The organism is Pseudomonas sp. LBUM1640, assembly GCF_059716225.1.
In genome coordinates this window covers 219,147-236,311 of record NZ_CP166816.1, presented here as the reverse complement: position 1 = coordinate 236,311, position 17,165 = coordinate 219,147, and the positions used below count along the sequence as shown (strand labels likewise).

Annotated in this window: 17 protein-coding genes; 5 read left to right on the top strand and 12 right to left on the bottom strand. The window is 60.0% G+C overall.

All coding sequences use genetic code 11. The features are described 5' to 3' along the window. The first annotated feature begins 11 nt into the window (after window positions 1-11). A complete protein-coding gene (locus tag ACA065_RS00990) occupies window positions 12-947 on the top strand; it encodes a LysR family transcriptional regulator (protein WP_497692941.1) in 936 nt (311 codons plus the stop codon). Here the strand turns inward: ACA065_RS00990 and ACA065_RS00985 are convergent. Then, window positions 838-1,932, bottom strand: a complete 1,095-nt coding sequence (locus tag ACA065_RS00985) for a fatty acid desaturase (protein WP_497692940.1) — start codon at window positions 1,930-1,932, stop codon at window positions 838-840. The two genes, ACA065_RS00990 and ACA065_RS00985, sit on opposite strands and share 110 nt — an antisense overlap. A 101-nt stretch (window positions 1,933-2,033) precedes the next feature. Here ACA065_RS00985 and ACA065_RS00980 point away from each other — a divergent pair, with 101 nt between their 5' ends. Beyond that, complete coding sequence (locus ACA065_RS00980; protein ID WP_497692939.1) at window positions 2,034-3,038, top strand: AraC family transcriptional regulator; 1,005 nt, start codon at window positions 2,034-2,036, stop codon at window positions 3,036-3,038. 58 nt (window positions 3,039-3,096) lie between these two features. Here the strand turns inward: ACA065_RS00980 and ACA065_RS00975 are convergent, their stop codons facing one another. From ACA065_RS00975 to ACA065_RS00965, 3 genes are all read right to left on the bottom strand, one after another. Beyond that, window positions 3,097-3,396, bottom strand: coding sequence for a hypothetical protein (locus tag ACA065_RS00975; protein ID WP_497692938.1), 300 nt, complete (start codon window positions 3,394-3,396; stop codon window positions 3,097-3,099). A gap of 92 nt (window positions 3,397-3,488) precedes the next feature. Continuing rightward, entirely contained in the window at window positions 3,489-3,854 is a 366-nt protein-coding gene (locus ACA065_RS00970) for a response regulator (RefSeq protein WP_497692937.1), read from the bottom strand. A gap of 38 nt (window positions 3,855-3,892) precedes the next feature. Then, the gene (locus tag ACA065_RS00965; protein WP_497692936.1) at window positions 3,893-4,579 is read right to left on the bottom strand and encodes a Crp/Fnr family transcriptional regulator; all 687 of its coding nucleotides are present in this window, start codon (window positions 4,577-4,579) and stop codon (window positions 3,893-3,895) included. Window positions 4,580-4,662: 83 nt separating this feature from the next. On the opposite strand from ACA065_RS00965, the gene ACA065_RS00960 reads away from it, so the two are divergent. Beyond that, on the top strand, window positions 4,663-5,229 hold the full coding sequence (locus ACA065_RS00960; protein WP_497692935.1) for an Mpo1 family 2-hydroxy fatty acid dioxygenase: 567 nt from the start codon (window positions 4,663-4,665) through the stop codon (window positions 5,227-5,229). 37 nt (window positions 5,230-5,266) lie between these two features. Here ACA065_RS00960 and ACA065_RS00955 read toward each other — a convergent pair whose 3' ends face one another. The 7 genes from ACA065_RS00955 to dibA form a co-directional block, all read right to left on the bottom strand. After that, window positions 5,267-6,649, bottom strand: a complete 1,383-nt coding sequence (locus ACA065_RS00955; protein ID WP_497692934.1) for an IS4 family transposase — start codon at window positions 6,647-6,649, stop codon at window positions 5,267-5,269. Window positions 6,650-6,741: 92 nt separating this feature from the next. Next, window positions 6,742-7,722: a sulfate/molybdate ABC transporter ATP-binding protein gene (locus ACA065_RS00950; RefSeq protein ID WP_065899550.1), complete on the bottom strand. Its 981-nt coding sequence runs from the start codon at window positions 7,720-7,722 to the stop codon at window positions 6,742-6,744. Window positions 7,723-7,725: 3 nt separating this feature from the next. After that, the gene (gene cysW, locus ACA065_RS00945) at window positions 7,726-8,598 is read right to left on the bottom strand and encodes a sulfate ABC transporter permease subunit CysW (RefSeq protein WP_094951095.1); all 873 of its coding nucleotides are present in this window, start codon (window positions 8,596-8,598) and stop codon (window positions 7,726-7,728) included. Window positions 8,599-8,611: 13 nt separating this feature from the next. Continuing rightward, window positions 8,612-9,430 carry a sulfate ABC transporter permease subunit CysT gene (cysT, locus tag ACA065_RS00940; protein WP_048725431.1) on the bottom strand — a complete coding sequence of 273 codons (819 nt, stop codon included), beginning with the start codon at window positions 9,428-9,430 and terminating at the stop codon, window positions 8,612-8,614. A 242-nt stretch (window positions 9,431-9,672) separates the two neighbouring features. Continuing rightward, a complete protein-coding gene (locus ACA065_RS00935) occupies window positions 9,673-10,683 on the bottom strand; it encodes a sulfate ABC transporter substrate-binding protein (RefSeq protein WP_497692933.1) in 1,011 nt (336 codons plus the stop codon). 66 nt (window positions 10,684-10,749) lie between these two features. Beyond that, the gene (gene oscA, locus ACA065_RS00930; protein ID WP_010565387.1) at window positions 10,750-10,932 is read right to left on the bottom strand and encodes a sulfur starvation response protein OscA; all 183 of its coding nucleotides are present in this window, start codon (window positions 10,930-10,932) and stop codon (window positions 10,750-10,752) included. Window positions 10,933-11,233: 301 nt separating this feature from the next. Further along, window positions 11,234-13,147: a phosphodiesterase DibA gene (gene dibA, locus ACA065_RS00925; protein ID WP_497692932.1), complete on the bottom strand. Its 1,914-nt coding sequence runs from the start codon at window positions 13,145-13,147 to the stop codon at window positions 11,234-11,236. Window positions 13,148-13,313: 166 nt separating this feature from the next. On the opposite strand from dibA, the gene desA reads away from it, so the two are divergent. Then, the gene (gene desA / locus ACA065_RS00920) at window positions 13,314-14,498 is read left to right on the top strand and encodes a delta-9 fatty acid desaturase DesA (RefSeq protein WP_448653440.1); all 1,185 of its coding nucleotides are present in this window, start codon (window positions 13,314-13,316) and stop codon (window positions 14,496-14,498) included. 258 nt (window positions 14,499-14,756) lie between these two features. Beyond that, complete coding sequence (locus ACA065_RS00915; RefSeq protein ID WP_497692931.1) at window positions 14,757-15,758, top strand: sensor domain-containing diguanylate cyclase; 1,002 nt, start codon at window positions 14,757-14,759, stop codon at window positions 15,756-15,758. 120 nt (window positions 15,759-15,878) lie between these two features. On the opposite strand, the gene ACA065_RS00910 is transcribed toward ACA065_RS00915, so the two are convergent. After that, entirely contained in the window at window positions 15,879-17,081 is a 1,203-nt protein-coding gene (locus tag ACA065_RS00910; RefSeq protein WP_497692930.1) for an HDOD domain-containing protein, read from the bottom strand. Between the last annotated feature and the right edge of the window lie 84 nt (window positions 17,082-17,165).

Genomic DNA, 17,165 nt, shown 5'->3' with positions numbered 1-17,165 from the left:
ACGGCCCCCCTATGGATCTGCGCCAACTGCGCTACTTCATCGCTCTGAACAAGCACCGCAGTTTCGTGCGCGCCGCTGACGCCATGGGTATTACCCAACCGGCTTTCAGTCGCAGCATCCAGGGTTTGGAGCAGGAGCTTGGCTGCCTACTGGTGGACCGCGCCAACAAGGACCTGCGCCCCACCCCTGAGGGCCAGGTGGTGCTGCAGCACGCACTGGGACTGGTGCAAGGTGCGGCGTTGCTCAGCCATGAAGTCACGCGTATGACCAAGCTCGACGCTGGCGAGTTGCGTTTTGGCAGCGACGCAGTGGCGGCGGTTAACCTGGTGCCCCTGACGATAGCCCGCTTTATCACGACCTATCCCAAGGTACGCATCGCCTTGCAGGTGGATAACTGGGAAAAACTGGAGCGCAGCCTGAGCCGGGAAGAGATCGAGTTTTTTATCGCTGACGTGCGTCACTTTGAAGCCGATCCGCATTTTCAAACTCAAGCCCTTCAACCACGACGCACGGTATTTTTCTGCCGCGCCGGGCACCCGCTGCTGGCCAAGGACAGCCTCTCCACCAATGACCTGTTCGGCTACCCATTGGCCACACCATTGATGGCGCCAGGCACTCGCAAGTTGCTGGCCAACCTCAGCGGGCGCGTCGACTTTGCACCCGCTATCGAGCTCGAACAGTTTTCCACGCTAGCCAGCATCGTAAGGCAGTCAGACGCCATCGGCATGGGAGCAGAAGAAGCCTTCGTCGACGCGCTCACCCGCGGCGAGCTGAGGGTGCTGCACTGGCGTAACCTACCGCACAGCCTGGGCAGTTTGAACAACCGCTGCGGCGTGGTCAGCCGCGCTGGGGTTCGCTTGTCGCCTGCGGCGAAGGCGCTGATCGAAACCCTGCTGGCGGTGGAAAACCAAGCCGATTGGCCCGCAAAAACGTCCCAAAATCATTGAAGCGCACGCCCATCTCGGCCATCACTGGGTGCGCCACCTTGGCCGTCATCTGGCGGATGTAAAACGGCTCCTTCACCACAAAATGGTGGATGCCATGGGTGCTGCCGAAGTTGAAGCAAAACGCCTGCATCGGCCACATCCACCATGGGTTGAGCACTTGGGTTTGCTGGATCACATTACCCAGCTCCACGTCGCCGTAGTAGTGCATGTTGGAGCTGACAAAGTGCAGGCAAAAAGTGCGCAACACGTTGGGGCCGATGATCACCACGGCGGCGATATCGATCATCTGCATCATCTGCAACGTGCCGGCTGACCACTCGATCGGCGCGCCCATCAGGCTGGCGATGCCATTGGCGGCATGGAAGCCGAGGAACACATACCACGCGCCCCAATGCAGCAACGCCAGCGGTGCGTAAACCAGCAGTGAGCGCTTGAGAATCTTGAGTTTGTGGTGCCAGGTCTTGGCGCGCAGCATGCGGATAAAGGCCGACATTACGTTGTCACCCACCATCAGCAACCGCGCGATGCCCCACGGCTCGCCATTGGTGATGGCGCGCTCTTCCATGTCGGTCTCGGTGCCCGACACCTTGTGGTGGTTGAGGTGCAGGTGCCGGCGTATCCACGGGTTGATCGTGCTCGGCCGCGCCAGCCATACCAGGCCCATCATCAGGTTGTGCGCCAGGCGCTGCTTGCGAAAGTACATGCTGTGGATCAGGTCGTGCTCCAGCTCGTGGGTCAGCGAGGCGAAGAAGGCATTGAGCAGCAGGCACACCCACCAGGCCATATGCCCGGTGATGTACAGCGCCGCAGAACCGAGCATGCCCAGCAAGGCAAACGCCAGAATGCCCGCGCCCAACGCGTCCTGATGCAGCAGCCAGGGGTGCCGTTGGCGTAATCGGACGCCTTCGGCGAGCACCATTTCACGGATATGCGCTGAACGCTGATGTGCATTCATCTGTTGGGGACTTGCAGAAGTACCGTCCATGCTCCCATCCTCTTGTTTATTGATGCGCCCATCCTGCCCCAAGCGATCTGGCAGGACGCTAGCCCCGGACGCCAACTTGTTGACCGCAAGCGCCAATCGTCATGACTGAAGCCACCTCCCTCGCCAGCTGGACCCGCGCACTGCGCAAACAGCTCGATGCCCTGAACCTCGACAGCGCCGCACTGTGCGCACAGGCCGGGCTTGACCCACAGCAGATGGACGACCCGAATGCACGCTACCCGTTGTCGGCCACCACACGGTTGTGGGAACTGGCAGTGCAGGCCAGCGGCGACCCAGCCATTGGCCTTCGGGTGTCGCGGTTTGTCACCCCCACGACCTTTCATGCGCTGGGTTATGCGCTGGTGGCCAGCGGCAGTCTGCGGGAGGTGTTTGAGCGGATCGTGCGCTACCACCACGTGGTCAGCGATGCCCTGACGCTGGAGCTGAGTGGAGACGGCGAACGCTATCGCTTTCGCCTGCTGCAACCGCCCGGCAGCCCGGCGCCGGCGCTGGAAGCGATTGATGCGTTTGCGGCGATCTATGTGCGCACATGCCGTAACCGGCTGGGCCGTGAATACGCGCCGCTGGCTGTTTATTTGCGGCGTGCGCAACCCATTGATCCCCAGCCCTGGCACACGGTATTTCGCGCGCCGGTGTTTTTTGGCGCCGAGGAAGACCGCCTGGAGTTTGCCGCGCAAGATTTCGACAGCCACTTGGATGACGCCAACCCGGAGCTGGCCGAACACAATGAAACCGTGCTCAAACGCACCCTCGCCCAGTTGCAGCCGCTGACGTGGGAGCGCAAGGTACGCGCGGCCATCGAGGCACAATTGCCGGAAGGTGAGCCCAGTGCTGAGCGGGTTGCCCAGGCGCTGCACCTGAGCTTGCGCAGTTTGCAACGGCATCTGGCAGATGAAGGCTGTCGGTTTGATGCGCTGCTCAATGAGTGCCGGGAGAACCTGGCGCTGCTGCACTTGCGGGATCCGCAGTGTTCATTGGCCGAGATCAGCCATTTGCTCGGGTTTGCCGATACCAGCAGCTTCAGCCGGGCGTTCAAGCGCTGGACGGGGATGACGCCGGGGCAGTTTCGGGAAAGTGTGGGGTAACTGCGCCCCAAACTTATTGCTCCCTCTCGGCCACCCGTCCACTAGCCTGGCCCGTGAACTACAACACAGTGAATTTGATGATGTCCGATATTGGGGATCGCTCACGGTTAAAGCTTTGAAAGGCAATTACCGATTTAACGCCACGGTCAATTTTTTGAGTAAATTTCCATTTCCCCCACCGATCGACTAGAGCACCTTGGAGCTGTTGGTTACCTGCATCAATTGGAACGAGTGTAAGCCAGACTTGCCAAGCCGGAGCGCCAGTACCCGAAAACTCAACCATTTGCGAATACGTGCCATTTTGGGCCGGTGATGTAACAACAGGAGCAGTATCCCTGCCAGAAGTAGTAGATGACATGACGTTAATTCCTTGAGAGTCAACATTGACAACTCAAGTGTGCTACTCCGATAACCGCCCATCTACTGTCAAACTTGACAGGTATGTACCTGTCAGCGGCCTCGATCCCGGCGCAACAGTTTGGCTGATCGAGCCGCCAATGCACGGGCATCAAACGGCTTGAGCAAATAATCATCCTCATGCAATTCCAGGCCGCGCAGGCGGTCTTCAATCCCGCCCGGCGTGGTCAGGAACAACACCGGCGTCTCACCCTTCAACCGAATAGCCTGCTGCAACTTCCAGGCATTCAACCCCGGCAGCATCACATCCAGGATGACCAGGTCGTACTCGGTGCTTTCCACGAAACGCAACGCCGCCATGCCATTGGCCGCAACTTCGACGGTGTAGCCGGCCTCGTTCAAGCCCTGGGCCATCCGCTGTGCCTCTTCGGTTTCGTGTTCCACTAACAGCACGCGCATAACACACCTCGATTAATCAGGTTTGCAGGCTAACACCCTCAGGTGTGCGCCGCCTCACGCAGTCGCTGGGCATCGACGATTTCGATCTCGCCATAGCCCAACCGCACAATGCCCTGGGCCTGCAGGTCCTTGAGCAACGCGTTGGTGGTCTGGCGCGACAGGCTCAACATCGCCGCCAAGTCTTCCTGGGGCAGTTGCAGCACGCTTTTTGCGTGTTCGGTGTCGCCGTAACCTTCAACGATCATCAACAAACGGTGCGCCAGGCGCACCGAGGCCGGCATCAGGCTCAGTTGTTCGATATTGATAAAACTCAGGCGCAGTTTCTGGCTCATCAGCAAGGCCAGATCGCGCCAGCACTGTGGCGACTCGTCGAGGACTTTCAGCAGCGCCTGCTGCGGCACCTGCAACAACGTACATGGCCCGACGGCGCAGGCGTCATGGGTGCGCGGCAAGCCGTCGAACAGGCAGATTTCGCCGAACCAGTACGGCGGCTCCACCAGGCTCAATAGCGCCTCCTTGCCGTGCTCATTCACCGCGCTGATGCGCAGGGTGCCGTCGAGCACTGCATACAGGCCACACGGCGGGTCGCCGCGTTTGAACAGGTATTGCCCCGCCGCCAGCTGCCGCTGCCGGGCATGGGCCAGCAGGCTATGCTGAAAAGAGCCAGGCAAGTGGCTGAACCAATGACCGGTGGCCAGCTGCGCGTGCCATTTCTCTGTGTCCATGAGCACTCCGAAGATTGTCGCCCAGCTGACAGTCAGACGCAGGCCGACAGGGCATGATCAAACATCCTACAGGAGGAACAACAATGAAAAGCCTCGTCGACCACCTCAGTCAATACGCCGCGTACCACCGCGACCCGCGCAATATCGCCAGCCACTTTATTGGCATCCCGCTGATTGTGGTCGCCGTGGCCGTGCTGCTGTCACGCCCTGAATGGGCAGTGGGCGGCCTCTGGCTGTCGCCGGCGGTGCTGCTCGCGTTGTTTTCGGCATGGTTTTACCTGCGCCTGGAACTGGCGCTGGGCGTGCTGATGACGCTGTTGATGGGCGTGTCGGTGTGGGCCGGGCACGTGCTGGCGGCGCAGAGCACGCTGGTGTGGCTGAGCAGCGGTATCGGCATGTTTGTGGTGGGCTGGGTGATTCAGTTTGTCGGGCACTATTACGAAGGCAGGAAGCCGGCGTTTGTGGATGACGTGTCGGGGCTGATCGTGGGGCCGTTGTTTGTGGTGGCGGAAGTGGCATTTTTGCTGGGGTTGCGGGGTGATCTCAAGCAGCAGATCGAGGCGCGATCGGGGCCGGTGGCGCGCCGTGATGATCGTTCCCACGCTCTGCGTGGGAATGCAGCCCAAGACGCTCCGCGTCCCAAAGCGTGACGCAGAGCGTCACAAGAGGCGTTCCCACGCAGAGCGCTCATCGTTCTACACAAGTCTCGATGAGCGCACGCTGGGCTTCTAACGCAATTACAAATTCGCGTATTCGTTGTATCCCGATCCACATTGATTTTGGACCGGGAGGGCCGTCATTTTTACGCCCGAGGTAGCCTCCCAAACTGGTTACCAACAAAACCATTTCACCTAGAGAGGGGGGCTCAGAAGGCGGCGGGCACCGTTTAACCACGATGTAGGCTGCCTTCCACTCCGAAACGTCGAATACCATCTCGCAACTTAAGTCCGGACACGTGCGTCCCAGCATCAAGCTGTACAACACTCGCCACGTCGTAATCAGATACAAGCCAATACATGGCAGTAACCTTTCCTCGGTTTCCAATTGCAGGCGGCTGACTTGACAGCCATTTTTCAGCACGTTGAAAAACACCTCAATAGACCACCGAACGCCATACCACTCCACGACAGTGCTGGCTTGCTCAAGCGTGCTGACCGGCAAGCTGGTCAGCAGCAACCACTCCAGCGGCTCGGCGCCCTCTATAACGTTTTCTTCGCGAGCTAAAACCCCATTAATCGTGACGTCGGGCAATTTGTAGCCAGGTCTATCGGGCGCTCGCAACGTCACCGTGGCTGTACGCAACGTAATATCAGCCAGTCGTGCCGGACGTTTAGGTCGCGCTCTTACTTCAACCTTGAGCGTCCCCAATGACGGTGCCTGCTCTAATGCCGACCACAATTTCTCACTTTCAGGCTCCAACAGGCGCCGATCTTGAGCCCCCCGCACGATCCATTGAGCTCGTGTATCCGGGCTGAACTCTTGATAATCAACAAACCATTCGTACAAGTCGCCCTCAGCATCAGCCAAGTTGACGACCAGATTGTTCGGTATTTGTCCGGCAATCGCGCAGCTGGTCTGATAACTATCGATCCAACGCTGACTTTCTTTCTCCACAATCCCTTTGTCTCGCCGCTCTTGGCGTGGGCTCGGCGTATCGCGGCTCCACCATTGGGCGTCGACGACGCCCAGACAAATACGTTCGGGGGTAAACGCAACCGTGGGATGCAAGCGCCGGGAGTGTTTTTTCTGCGCCTTGAGGGTGCCCATCCCTTTGGGCCCAAGGTTTACCCATTTATCCATCTCGGTTGTGTCTTGAACCAACAGCACCACGGGGCTGCTTTGCATTCGCTCAAGAGTCGCGTCCTGATGAGGTTGCAGCACTTTTTGGAACGTGACTTTTTCATTATCAAGGAACCGATAAGCGGCCATTGTTTCAGCTAGCCCCCGGCAAGCCGTCGGAATACTGTTACTTGGGTGATCGGCCAAACGCTCCAAAAAACTAGCCAGCCTAGCGTTGAGGCGTTTGTCGCCTAAGTCGGCGGTAATCATTTCGTCTTGTGCCCAGTTCAATCATCGTTCTCCATTTCTGTCCCAAGTTAAAAATACCTCGAAAACAGAGTTATGTAGAACGATGAGCGCAGAGCGTGGGAACGATCTGAGGGTCAAGCTTTTTGCCAGACCTTGGGTTTGAAGAACAGGGTTTCGCCGCGGGCCAGGCCGGTCAGGCTGTCGTGGTCTTTCACCACTTCAGCCTCGATCAGCTCGCTTTGGCCTTCGACCTTCAGCGTGACCCGAGTTGTCGCACCGAGTGGGCGAATATCACGCACCTCAGCGGCGTGGTGATCCTCCAGCTCATGGCGCGACAGCGACACTTCGTGCGGGCGGAACAGCACGTGCTTGTCCTCGCCCAAATGCAGGCGGTTGGAATCACCCAGGAAGTGGTACACAAAATCGCTGGCCGGATTTTCGTAGACTTCGCCCGGGGAGCCAATCTGCTCGATCACGCCCTTGTTCATCACCACGATACGGTCGGCGACTTCCATGGCCTCTTCCTGGTCGTGGGTCACGAATACCGAGGTCAGGTTGATGTCTTCGTGCAGACGCGCCAGCCAGCGGCGCAGCTCCTTACGCACCTTGGCATCAAGGGCGCCGAACGGTTCGTCGAGCAGCAGCACTTTGGGCTCTACCGCCAGGGCGCGGGCCAGGGCGATACGCTGGCGCTGGCCACCGGAGAGCTGCTCCGGGTAGCGATCCGACAGCCAATCCAGCTGCACCATGTTCAGCAACTCGTGAACCTTGACCGCAATCTGGCTTTCGCTCGGGCGCTGGTTTTTCGGTTTCATGCGCAGGCCGAAGGCGACGTTATCGAACACGGTCATGTGGCGGAACAGCGCGTAGTGCTGGAACACAAAACCAACGTTGCGATCACGCACGTCATGACCGGACACGTCTTCACCGTGGAACACGATGCTGCCGTCATCCGGGGTTTCCAGGCCGGCGATGATGCGCAGCAAGGTGGTCTTGCCGCAGCCGGACGGGCCCAGCAACGCCACCAGCTCGCCACTCTGGATGTCCAGATTGATGCTGTTCAGGGCCTTGAAGGCGTTGAAATTCTTGCTGACATTACGGACTTCAATCGACATGACTTATTCCTCACCGGCGCTTTTGCGCAGGCGGTTGATACGGTTCTCGCTCCACTGCTTGAGCAGCAGGATGAAGAGCGCCAGGATCAGCAACAGGCTCGCGACGGCAAACGCGGCAACGTGGTTGTATTCGTTGTAGAGGATCTCGACGTGCAGCGGCAAGGTGTTGGTGACGCCGCGAATATGGCCGGACACCACCGACACCGCGCCGAACTCGCCCATGGCCCGTGCAGTACACAGCACCACGCCGTAGATCAGGCCCCATTTGATGTTCGGCACAGTCACATGCCAGAACATCTGCCAGCCATTGGCGCCGAGCAGGCGCGCGGCCTCTTCTTCCTGGGTGCCCTGCTCCTGCATCAGCGGGATCAGTTCACGCGCCACGAATGGCACGGTCACGAAGATGGTCGCCAGCACGATACCGGGCAAGGCGAACACGATCTGGATGTCATGGTCCTGCAGCCACGGGCCGAAGAAGCCCTGGGCGCCGAACATCAACACGTAGACCAGACCGGCGATCACCGGCGAGACCGAGAACGGCAGGTCGATCAACGTGACCAGGATGCTCTTGCCGCGGAACGAATACTTGCTCACGCACCACGCGGCGCTGACGCCAAACACCACGTTGAGCGGCACCGAAATCAACACGGCGATGACCGTGAGCTTCAATGCCGACAACGCGTCTGGCTCCAGGATCGCGGTGAAGAACGCGCCGAGGCCATTCTTCAAGCCCTGGGACACCACGATAAACAGCGGCAGCAACAGGAACAGGAAGAACACCAGCCAGCCCAGGCTGATCAGGATGCGTCGGGACACCGCGCTGCCACGACGGGCAGCGTTGGCCGAGGATGCAGCGGAAATAGACGATTGGGACATGTTCCGCGCCTCCTTATGGACGTTCGATGCGCCGCTGCAACAAGTTGATCAGCAGCAGCAAGACAAAGGAAACCACCAGCATCAGCACGCCAATGGAGGTGGCGCCGCGGTAGTCGTATTGGTCGAGCTTGACCATGATCAGCAGCGGCAGAATCTCGGTTTTCATCGGCATGTTGCCGGCGATGAAGATCACCGAACCGTACTCACCCACGCCACGCGCAAAGGCCAGCGCGAAGCCGGTCAGCCAGGCGGGCAGCAATGCCGGCACGAGGATGTAGCGGAACACTTGCAACGGCTTGGCGCCGAGGCAGGCGGCGGCTTCTTCGATTTCCCGAGGGATGTCAGCGAGTACCGGCTGCACCGTGCGCACCACGAAGGGCAGCGTGACGAAGGTCAGCGCCAGGGTGATGCCCAACGGGCTGTAGGCGATCTTGAAGCCCATGTCCGCGGCGAACTGGCCGACCAGCCCGGTCGGCGTGTACAGCGCGGTCAGCGCAATACCGGCAACCGCCGTGGGCAGGGCGAAGGGCAGGTCGATCATCGCATCGATGATCTTGCGGCCGGGGAAGGTGTAGCGCACCAGCACCCAAGCCAGCAGCGTGCCGATCACGCCGTTGATCAGCGCAGCGTACAACGCGGTGCTGAAGCTCAGTTTCAACGCCGCCAGCACCCGCGGTGCGGAAATAATGGCCCAGAACTGATCCCAAGTGAGTTGAGCGGCGTGTACAAACATCGCCGCCAGGGGGATGAGTACGATCAGGCTGAGGTACACCACGGTGTAGCCCAGCGTCAGCCCGAAGCCGGGTATGACGGGGGAAATACGACGCGACATAAGAGTCCTTGGTTAGCGGGTAGATACCACGGCAGGAGCGCGCCATAAATGGGGAGGCGACTGACTGTGGCGAGGGAGCTTGCTCCCGTTGGAGTGCGAAGCGCTCCCAAATCGGTTTGCGCGTTGCATCAGATGCATCTCGGTCGCCTGGTTTGGGGCTGCTTCGCAACCCAACGGGAGCAAGCTCCCTCGCCACAGTAAAAGCCTTGCCAGAAAAGCGGGGCTCCTACAGCTAGTTTGGCTTACTGCACCGAATAGATCTGGTCGAACACGCCACCGTCATTGAAGAATTTCGGTTGGGCAGTTTTCCAGCCGCCGAAGTCTTTGTCGATAGTCACCAGGTCCAGTTTCGGGAACTGCTGGGCGTATTTGGCGGCGACTTTCTCATCGCGTGGGCGGTAGAAGTTCTTCGCCGCAATCTCCTGGCCAGCCGGGCTGTACAGGTGCTTGAGGTATTCAGTGGCGATTTCGGTGTTGCCCTTTTTCTCGGCGTTCTTGTCGACCACGGCCACTGGCGGCTCGGCGAGGATCGACAGGGAAGGCACAACGATGTCGAACTTGTCGGCGCCGCCGTCTTCTTTCAGCGCCAGGAAGGCTTCGTTTTCCCAAGCCAGCAACACATCGCCCTGGCCATTGTTGACGAAAGTAATGGTCGAACCGCGAGCGCCGGTGTCGAGGATCGGTACGTGCTTGAACAGCGCCTGAACGTATTCCTGGGCCTTGGCTTCGCTGCCACCGGATTTCAGGCCATAAGCCCAGGCGGCGAGGAAGTTCCAGCGGGCGCCGCCGGAGGTTTTCGGGTTCGGGGTGATCACGGAAACGTCTTTCTTGATCAGGTCGCCCCAATCCTTGATGCCTTTAGGGTTGCCCTTGCGCACCAGGAACACAATGGTCGAGGTGTACGGGGTGCTGGCGTCCGGCAGGCGGGTTTGCCAGTTCTCTGGCAGGGTCTTGCCCAACTTGGCGATTTCGTCGATGTCACCGGCCAGGGCCAGGGTCACCACGTCGGCGCGCAGGCCATCAATCACCGCCCGGCCTTGCTTGCCCGAGCCACCGTGGGATTGCTGGATCTTGACGTTGTCGCCAGGGTGGGACTGTTTCCAGTAATTAGTGAACTCAGCGTTGTAGTCCTGGTACAGCTCACGGGTCGGGTCATACGAGACGTTGAGCAACTCGTAGTCCTTGGCAACAGCGGAACCGGCAAACACGGCACTGGCCAGCGCGGCCAGGGCGTAACGGCGAATCGACGACATAGAAGGCTCCTGAAATTCTGGGGTGTTGGCTTTTTCTTATAGTTGCGGGTCTGTCGCCGGTGCGGCTTAAGCCGGTTTGTTGCCCGGGTTCTGCAAACGGAATTTTTCCTTGCGTTCGATCTGGACCACTTGGGCGTTATGCACAGTGATTTCCACCGCGCCAAACCGCAGGTCGCGCAAGGCGCTCTGGATCTCACGCAAAATGGCTGCTTCGTCCTGGCCGTCGACGCTACGTAGAGATGCGCTCATGGTCTCGCTCCTGAAATGAATAGTGCCTGGCAGTGGCGGCACTGCTTGCGGCGTGAGGGCGATAGTAGATAAGCGCGGATATTCTTAAAAATACTATTTAAGAATGTTTATATAACCAGAAAGAATTTTCTGGCCGGACGTGGGGTTGCGAGGTTTTTTACGCGTGCGACACTGAAAATAAGCCAGGCCGAAATCCAAAGGTGGGAGCGGGCTTGCTCGCGAATGCGGTGAATCAGTCAATACACCTGTGTCTGAAAGACCGCTTTCGCGAGCAAGCCCGCTCCCACATTTTGACTGTATTTCAAGTCCTGATAGCTGGCGCACGCGCCCAATCAATTTCATTTGCCGGCATCGGCCGCCCAAACCAATACCCCTGCCCCAGATCGCACGCCTGCTCCAACAAGAACCGCGCCTGCTCCACTTGCTCAATCCCTTCGGCGTGCACTTGCATGCCCATGCTTTTCGCCAGGGCGATCACCACACGCACAATCGCCGCGTCGTCCTCATCCCACGGCAACCCGGCGACAAAGCCCTGGTCGATCTTGAGTTTCTGCACCGGCAGGCGCTTGAGACGCAGCAGCGAGGAATAGCCGGTGCCAAAATCGTCGATGGCCAGGCGCAAGCCCAGCTCACGCAGGCGGTGCAGCTGCTCGAGGGCGACTTCCGGGTCATCCATCACCGCGCTTTCGGTGACTTCCAGCTCAAGGAACGCCGGATCAAGCCCAGTGGCGTGCAGCACCTGGGCGACTTGCTCGTACAGCTCGCGCCGGGCGAACAGACGGCTGGAGACATTCACCGCAATAAAGCTCAGCGGCGCACCTTCGGCCAGCCATTGGCACATCTGGCGACAGGCCTGGTCCAGCACCCAGGCGTCGATATCGGCAATCAGCCCGGTGCGTTCGGCGATGGGGATGAAATCACCCGGTGGCACCAGACCACGCTCCGGGTGCTGCCAGCGCACCAGCGCTTCGACGCCGATCAAGCGGCTGCCTTGCAGGTCGTGCACCGGCTGGTAGTGGACGCGCAGTTCCTGCTGGTCGAGGGCACGGCGCAGCTCGCTGGCGATTTCCACCCGGTTCTGCGCGTGGGCGGTCAACTCTTCGGTGTACAAGGCGTAGTTTTCGCGGCCGGCGCTCTTGGCCTTGAACAGCGCAGAGTCGGCATTGCGCAGCAGTTGCTGGGCGCTGAGGGCATCGCTGGGGAACAGGCTGATACCGATGCTGGCGCTGATAAACAGCTGGTTGCCGTCAAACACGAACGGCTCCTTCATCGCATCGAGCATGCGCTGCGCAATCGCGGCGGCCTGCACCACCTGCGGACAACTTTCCGCCAGCACGGCGAACTCGTCACCCCCCAGACGCGCCAGGGTCACGCCGGGGCCGAACAGGCCTTTGAGGCGCTCGCCCACCGCCTTGAGCAACTGGTCGCCGACGTTATGGCCGAGGCTGTCATTAATGATCTTGAAGTGGTCCAGGTCCAGCAACAGCAAGGCACAGCCGCGCTTGTGCACTTGCGCCGAGGCCAGCGCCTGCTCGGCACGGTCGGTGAACAACAGGCGGTTGGGCAAGTCCGTCAGCGGGTCATGGTGAGCGAGGTGCGCCAATTCGTGCTCGGAATCCTTAATGGCGCTGATGTCGGAAAATACCGCGACGTAGTGGCTGACTTTGCCCGAGTCATCGTGGATCACGCGGATGGTTTGCCACTGCGGGTAAATTTCACCGCTTTTGCGTCGATTCCAGATTTCGCCGCTCCATTCGCCCGTGCGTTCCAGGGTCTGGAACACCTGCTGGTAGAAATTCGACGAATGGCGCCCGGACTTGAACAGGCTCGGCCGCTCGCCCATGACGTCTTCACGGCTGTAGCCGGTGATCTCCATAAACGCCCGGTTGACGTGCACGATCAGCCCGTCGGTGTCGGTGACCAGCACGCCTTCGCGGGTGCAATCGAACACGGCGGCCGCCTGGCGCAGGCGCTCGCGGTTTTCTTTCAGCGGTTGCTGCAGATGGTGGGTACGGGCAAAGCGGGCACAGATCAGGTAAATGGCCAGCGCGCTGAGGGCCACCCACACATAGCCGCGCACCTGCAGCCAGCGCCCCAATGCCTGCGGGTCATCGAGAAAGTTGATCAATAGGTAATGGCTGAGCTTGAGCCACGTAATGGAAACCAGCAGGTATACCAGCCCCACACGCAGGGCACCTCGGTATGAAAACAGCATAGGGTCAGTAATCCTTACCAAAAAAACAAAATCGCCCCACAAACGCTGCGGATTATAGAATAAGAAACATCCAGTCACTCCTATCTGAAAGCGCGGCTGGTTTTCTCTGTAGGCTTAGTGATAATGCGTGAGCTGGTTTTTTCTTTATCTGAGGGCCATACAGCCTATGTGGTACAACGGTTTTCTTGACCTGTCAGCCTGGCAATTGGTGGCAGTCACCCTGTTGATGACCCACGTGACCATCGTTGGGGTCACGGTCTATCTGCACCGCTATTCAGCCCATCGCTCCCTGGAGCTCAATGCCGGCCTGAAACACTTCTTCCGCTTCTGGCTGTGGCTGACCACGGCGCAGAACACCCGCGAGTGGACCGCTATCCACCGCAAGCACCACGCTAAATGCGAAACCGTCGACGACCCGCACAGCCCGGTAATCAAGGGCCTGTCCACCGTGTTGCGCAAAGGCGCCGAGCTGTACCGCGCCGAAGCCGAGAACCCGGAGACCCTGCGCATCTACGGCAAAAACTGCCCGGACGACTGGATCGAACGCAAAATCTATACGCCTTACCCGCTGCTGGGTGTGGCGATCATGGGCGTCATCGACCTGCTGCTGTTCGGCACCATCGGCATCACCATCTGGGCGATCCAGATGATGTGGATTCCGTTCTGGGCGGCCGGCGTGATCAATGGCCTGGGCCACGCCGTGGGCTATCGCAACTTCGAATGCCGTGACGCGGCGACCAACCTGGTGCCGTGGGGCATCATCGTCGGCGGTGAAGAGCTGCACAACAACCACCACACCTACCCCAACTCGGCCAAGCTGTCGGTGAAAAAGTGGGAGTTCGACCTGGGTTGGGCATGGATCAAAGTCTTCAGCTTCCTGCGCCTGGCCAAGGTGCAGCGCGTGGCGCCTATCGCGCACCGCGTGGAGGGCAAAGGCCATCTGGACATGGACACCGCCATGGCGATCCTCAACAACCGCTTCCAGATCATGGCCCAGTACCGCAAGTTGGTGATCGGCCCGCTGGTCAAGCAGGAGCTGGAGAAGGTCGATCACTCGGTGCGCCATCAGTTCCACCGTGCCAAACGCCTGCTGTCGCGTGAAACCAGCTTGCTGGATGACCGCCACCATGTGCGTATCCAGAGCATGCTGGAACACAGTCACGCGCTCACCGTGATCTACGAAAAGCGCCTGGCGCTGCAGCAGATCTGGCTGAAGACCAGCTCCAATGGCCACGACATGTTGGCTGCGATCAAGGAATGGGTGCACGAGGCTGAGGCCAGCGGTATCCAGTCCCTGCGCGATTTTGCCCACCAGCTGAAGACCTATTCGCTGCGCCCTGCAGCGGTCTGACCCGGCATTCACAGCCCGCTTTTACTGAGCGGGCTTGTGTTGTGGCTGTGGCGAGCTCGCCACAGTCACCCACCCACCAAAACCAGCCTATTCACCACGAAAATCGGCCTACAACCGGTTTCTGACGTCATTTCTTAGTCAACACGTTCACGGAACTTCACCGCAATTCCCCTCTCTCAATGAACACTTCGCCATCATGGTGACCCCTTGTAGTGACCGCTGCTCCATCCTGCGGCGCGCCCAGAGAGAGTTGTACCGATGGTTCACGAACATCCCTACCTGCCCGATGCCCCTGCTGCCGAGCCTCCCCGCCCGGCGGCGGCGGCAACCCTGTTGGCGCTGATGCATGCCCAGGGTGAAGTCGAACGGTTGAGCGAGCGCGAACAGTTGCTGAGTTCCTTGCTGGTCAGTGTGAATGCCGTGTTGTGGGCCATCGATTGGGAAACGCGCCGCGTGCTGTATGTGAGCCCGGCCTACGAGCGGGTGTTTGGCCGTTCGGCCGGTTTGCTGCTCGCCGACTACCGCGAATGGCGCAACAGCATTCACCCCGAAGACCTCGACTACGCCGAACACAGCCTGGCCCGCGTACTGGAACAGGGCGCCGTGGAAGACCGCGAGTACCGCATCATCACCGCCGACGGGCAGATTCGCTGGCTGAGCGACAAGTGCTATATCAATCAGCAAGTCGAGCCCGGCAAACCTGTGATCGTGGTCGGCATGGCCGAAGACATCACCGAAAAGAAACAGATGGAATTAGAGCTGCACCGCCTCGCCACCACCGATGTGCTCACCCAAAGCAGCAACCGCAGGCACTTTTTCGAATGTGCCAACCAAGCCTTTGACAGCGCCAGCGCCCAGGGCTCGCCGCTGGCATTCCTGTTGCTGGACATCGATGATTTCAAGGACGTCAACGACAGCTACGGCCATCTGGAGGGCGACCAGGTGTTGCGGCGTATCGCCGAGAGCGGTCGCGGCGTATTGCGCCGTGGCGACCTGTTCGGACGCATTGGCGGCGAGGAATTTGCCGCCGTGTTACCCGGGTGTGCGCCGGAGATGGCGTTGCAGGTGGCCGAGCGGCTGGGCAAGGAAATCCTGGCGCTGAGCTTCAGCTATGAAGGCCGGAATTTCAAGGTGACTGTCAGCCAGGGCCTGGCCAGCTTGCGCGAAGAAGATTCAACGCTCGACAGCCTCTTTGCGCGGGCTGATGCGGCGATGTACGAGGCCAAGCGCCAAGGCAAGAACCGCGTCATAGCGAGTTAACGCACATCAAAATGTGGGAGCGGGCTTGCTCGCGAATGCGGTGTGCCAGTCGCCGAAAATATTGACTGATCTACCGCATTCGCGAGCAAGCCCGCTCCCACACTTGAACCTCGTTGCCGGCTAGTTTTTGCGCACCCGCATCAACTCCGACAACCCAACCCTCAGCAAGCGCGCCGTCTTGCTCCCCGCCAACTCCTCCAGGCCTTCATGCTCAGTCAGGCGGGCCATTTGCGCTGCCAGGTTCATCACCAGCGCTTCACGTGAATACACCCCACCTTCGAGTGAATAGATCGCCGCGATCAGCTGGCGCAGTTCCAACGGCAAGCGCCAACGCGCGCGCAATGCCGAACCATAAGCCGCACCAAACGTATCGAGCGATTCACCAATCGCTTCGTCGTCCAACGCGCCGCCACCCTGACGCCAGTCTTCCAGGCAGCGCAATAACGCCAAATCACCGAGCCGATGCAGGATGCCGGCGCTGTAGCAGCGCTCGTGCTCCAGCTCCAGCATGCGCGCCAGGCGGCGGGCATAGTCGGCGGTGTCCTCGGACAACTGCCAGTGACGCTCGGCATAGGCCAGCAGCGCCGGGTCGCCCAACACCACGTTGTGCTTGAGCGCCAGGCCCAGGATCAGGTTCATGCTCTGCCCGGCCGCCAGCTTGTGCAGCGCAGCCGACAGGGTTTGCACCGGCGTGCCGTGATGCCCGGCGCTGTTGGCGGCGGCGATCAGTACGGCGGTAATTTGCGGGTCCATGCGCACCTGGTCTTCCAGGCGTTTAAGGTCCAGGCCCTCCGGCGTGAGGCTGTGCTCCACGGCGGCTTTTACGTCCACCCGCAACGGCGCACCGTCGCAGGCGTCACGGCGGCGCTCCAGGAACACCGGCAGGGTCATACCCGGCGCCAGCGGCGGGATCTCGCAATACACGCTTTCGCCTTCGTTGAGCAGCAGGTCTTGCAGGCGCTGCGTCAGGCCTTCCATGTTCAGCGGTTTGGTCAGGTACGCCGTCGGCGCCAGGGGCAAGGCTTCGCGCACGCTGGCGCTGTCATTGCGACTGCTCAGCAGTATGAATGGCAGCGAACGGCGCTTCTGGCGCACGCTGCGCAGTAGGCTCAGGCCATCGACGCCCGGCAGCTCCCAATCCGCCAGGATCAGGTCGTAGGTCTTTTCTTGCAGCAGTGTGGCCGCTTGCTGCCCATCTGCACACACATCCAGCCGTGCGTCGCAGCGCACATTCAATAACACATGCTTGAGTAAGTCCCGCGACCAAGGGTCCGCCTCAGCAATCAACACTCGGGGTACAGCCGGTAAATCAACAGCAGTCATCCAGCACGCTCCATCGGCAATGCTGCAACCTTAGACAATCAGGCCGTCTGCGTACAATGAACAAGGCCTGAATGTGTTGCATCG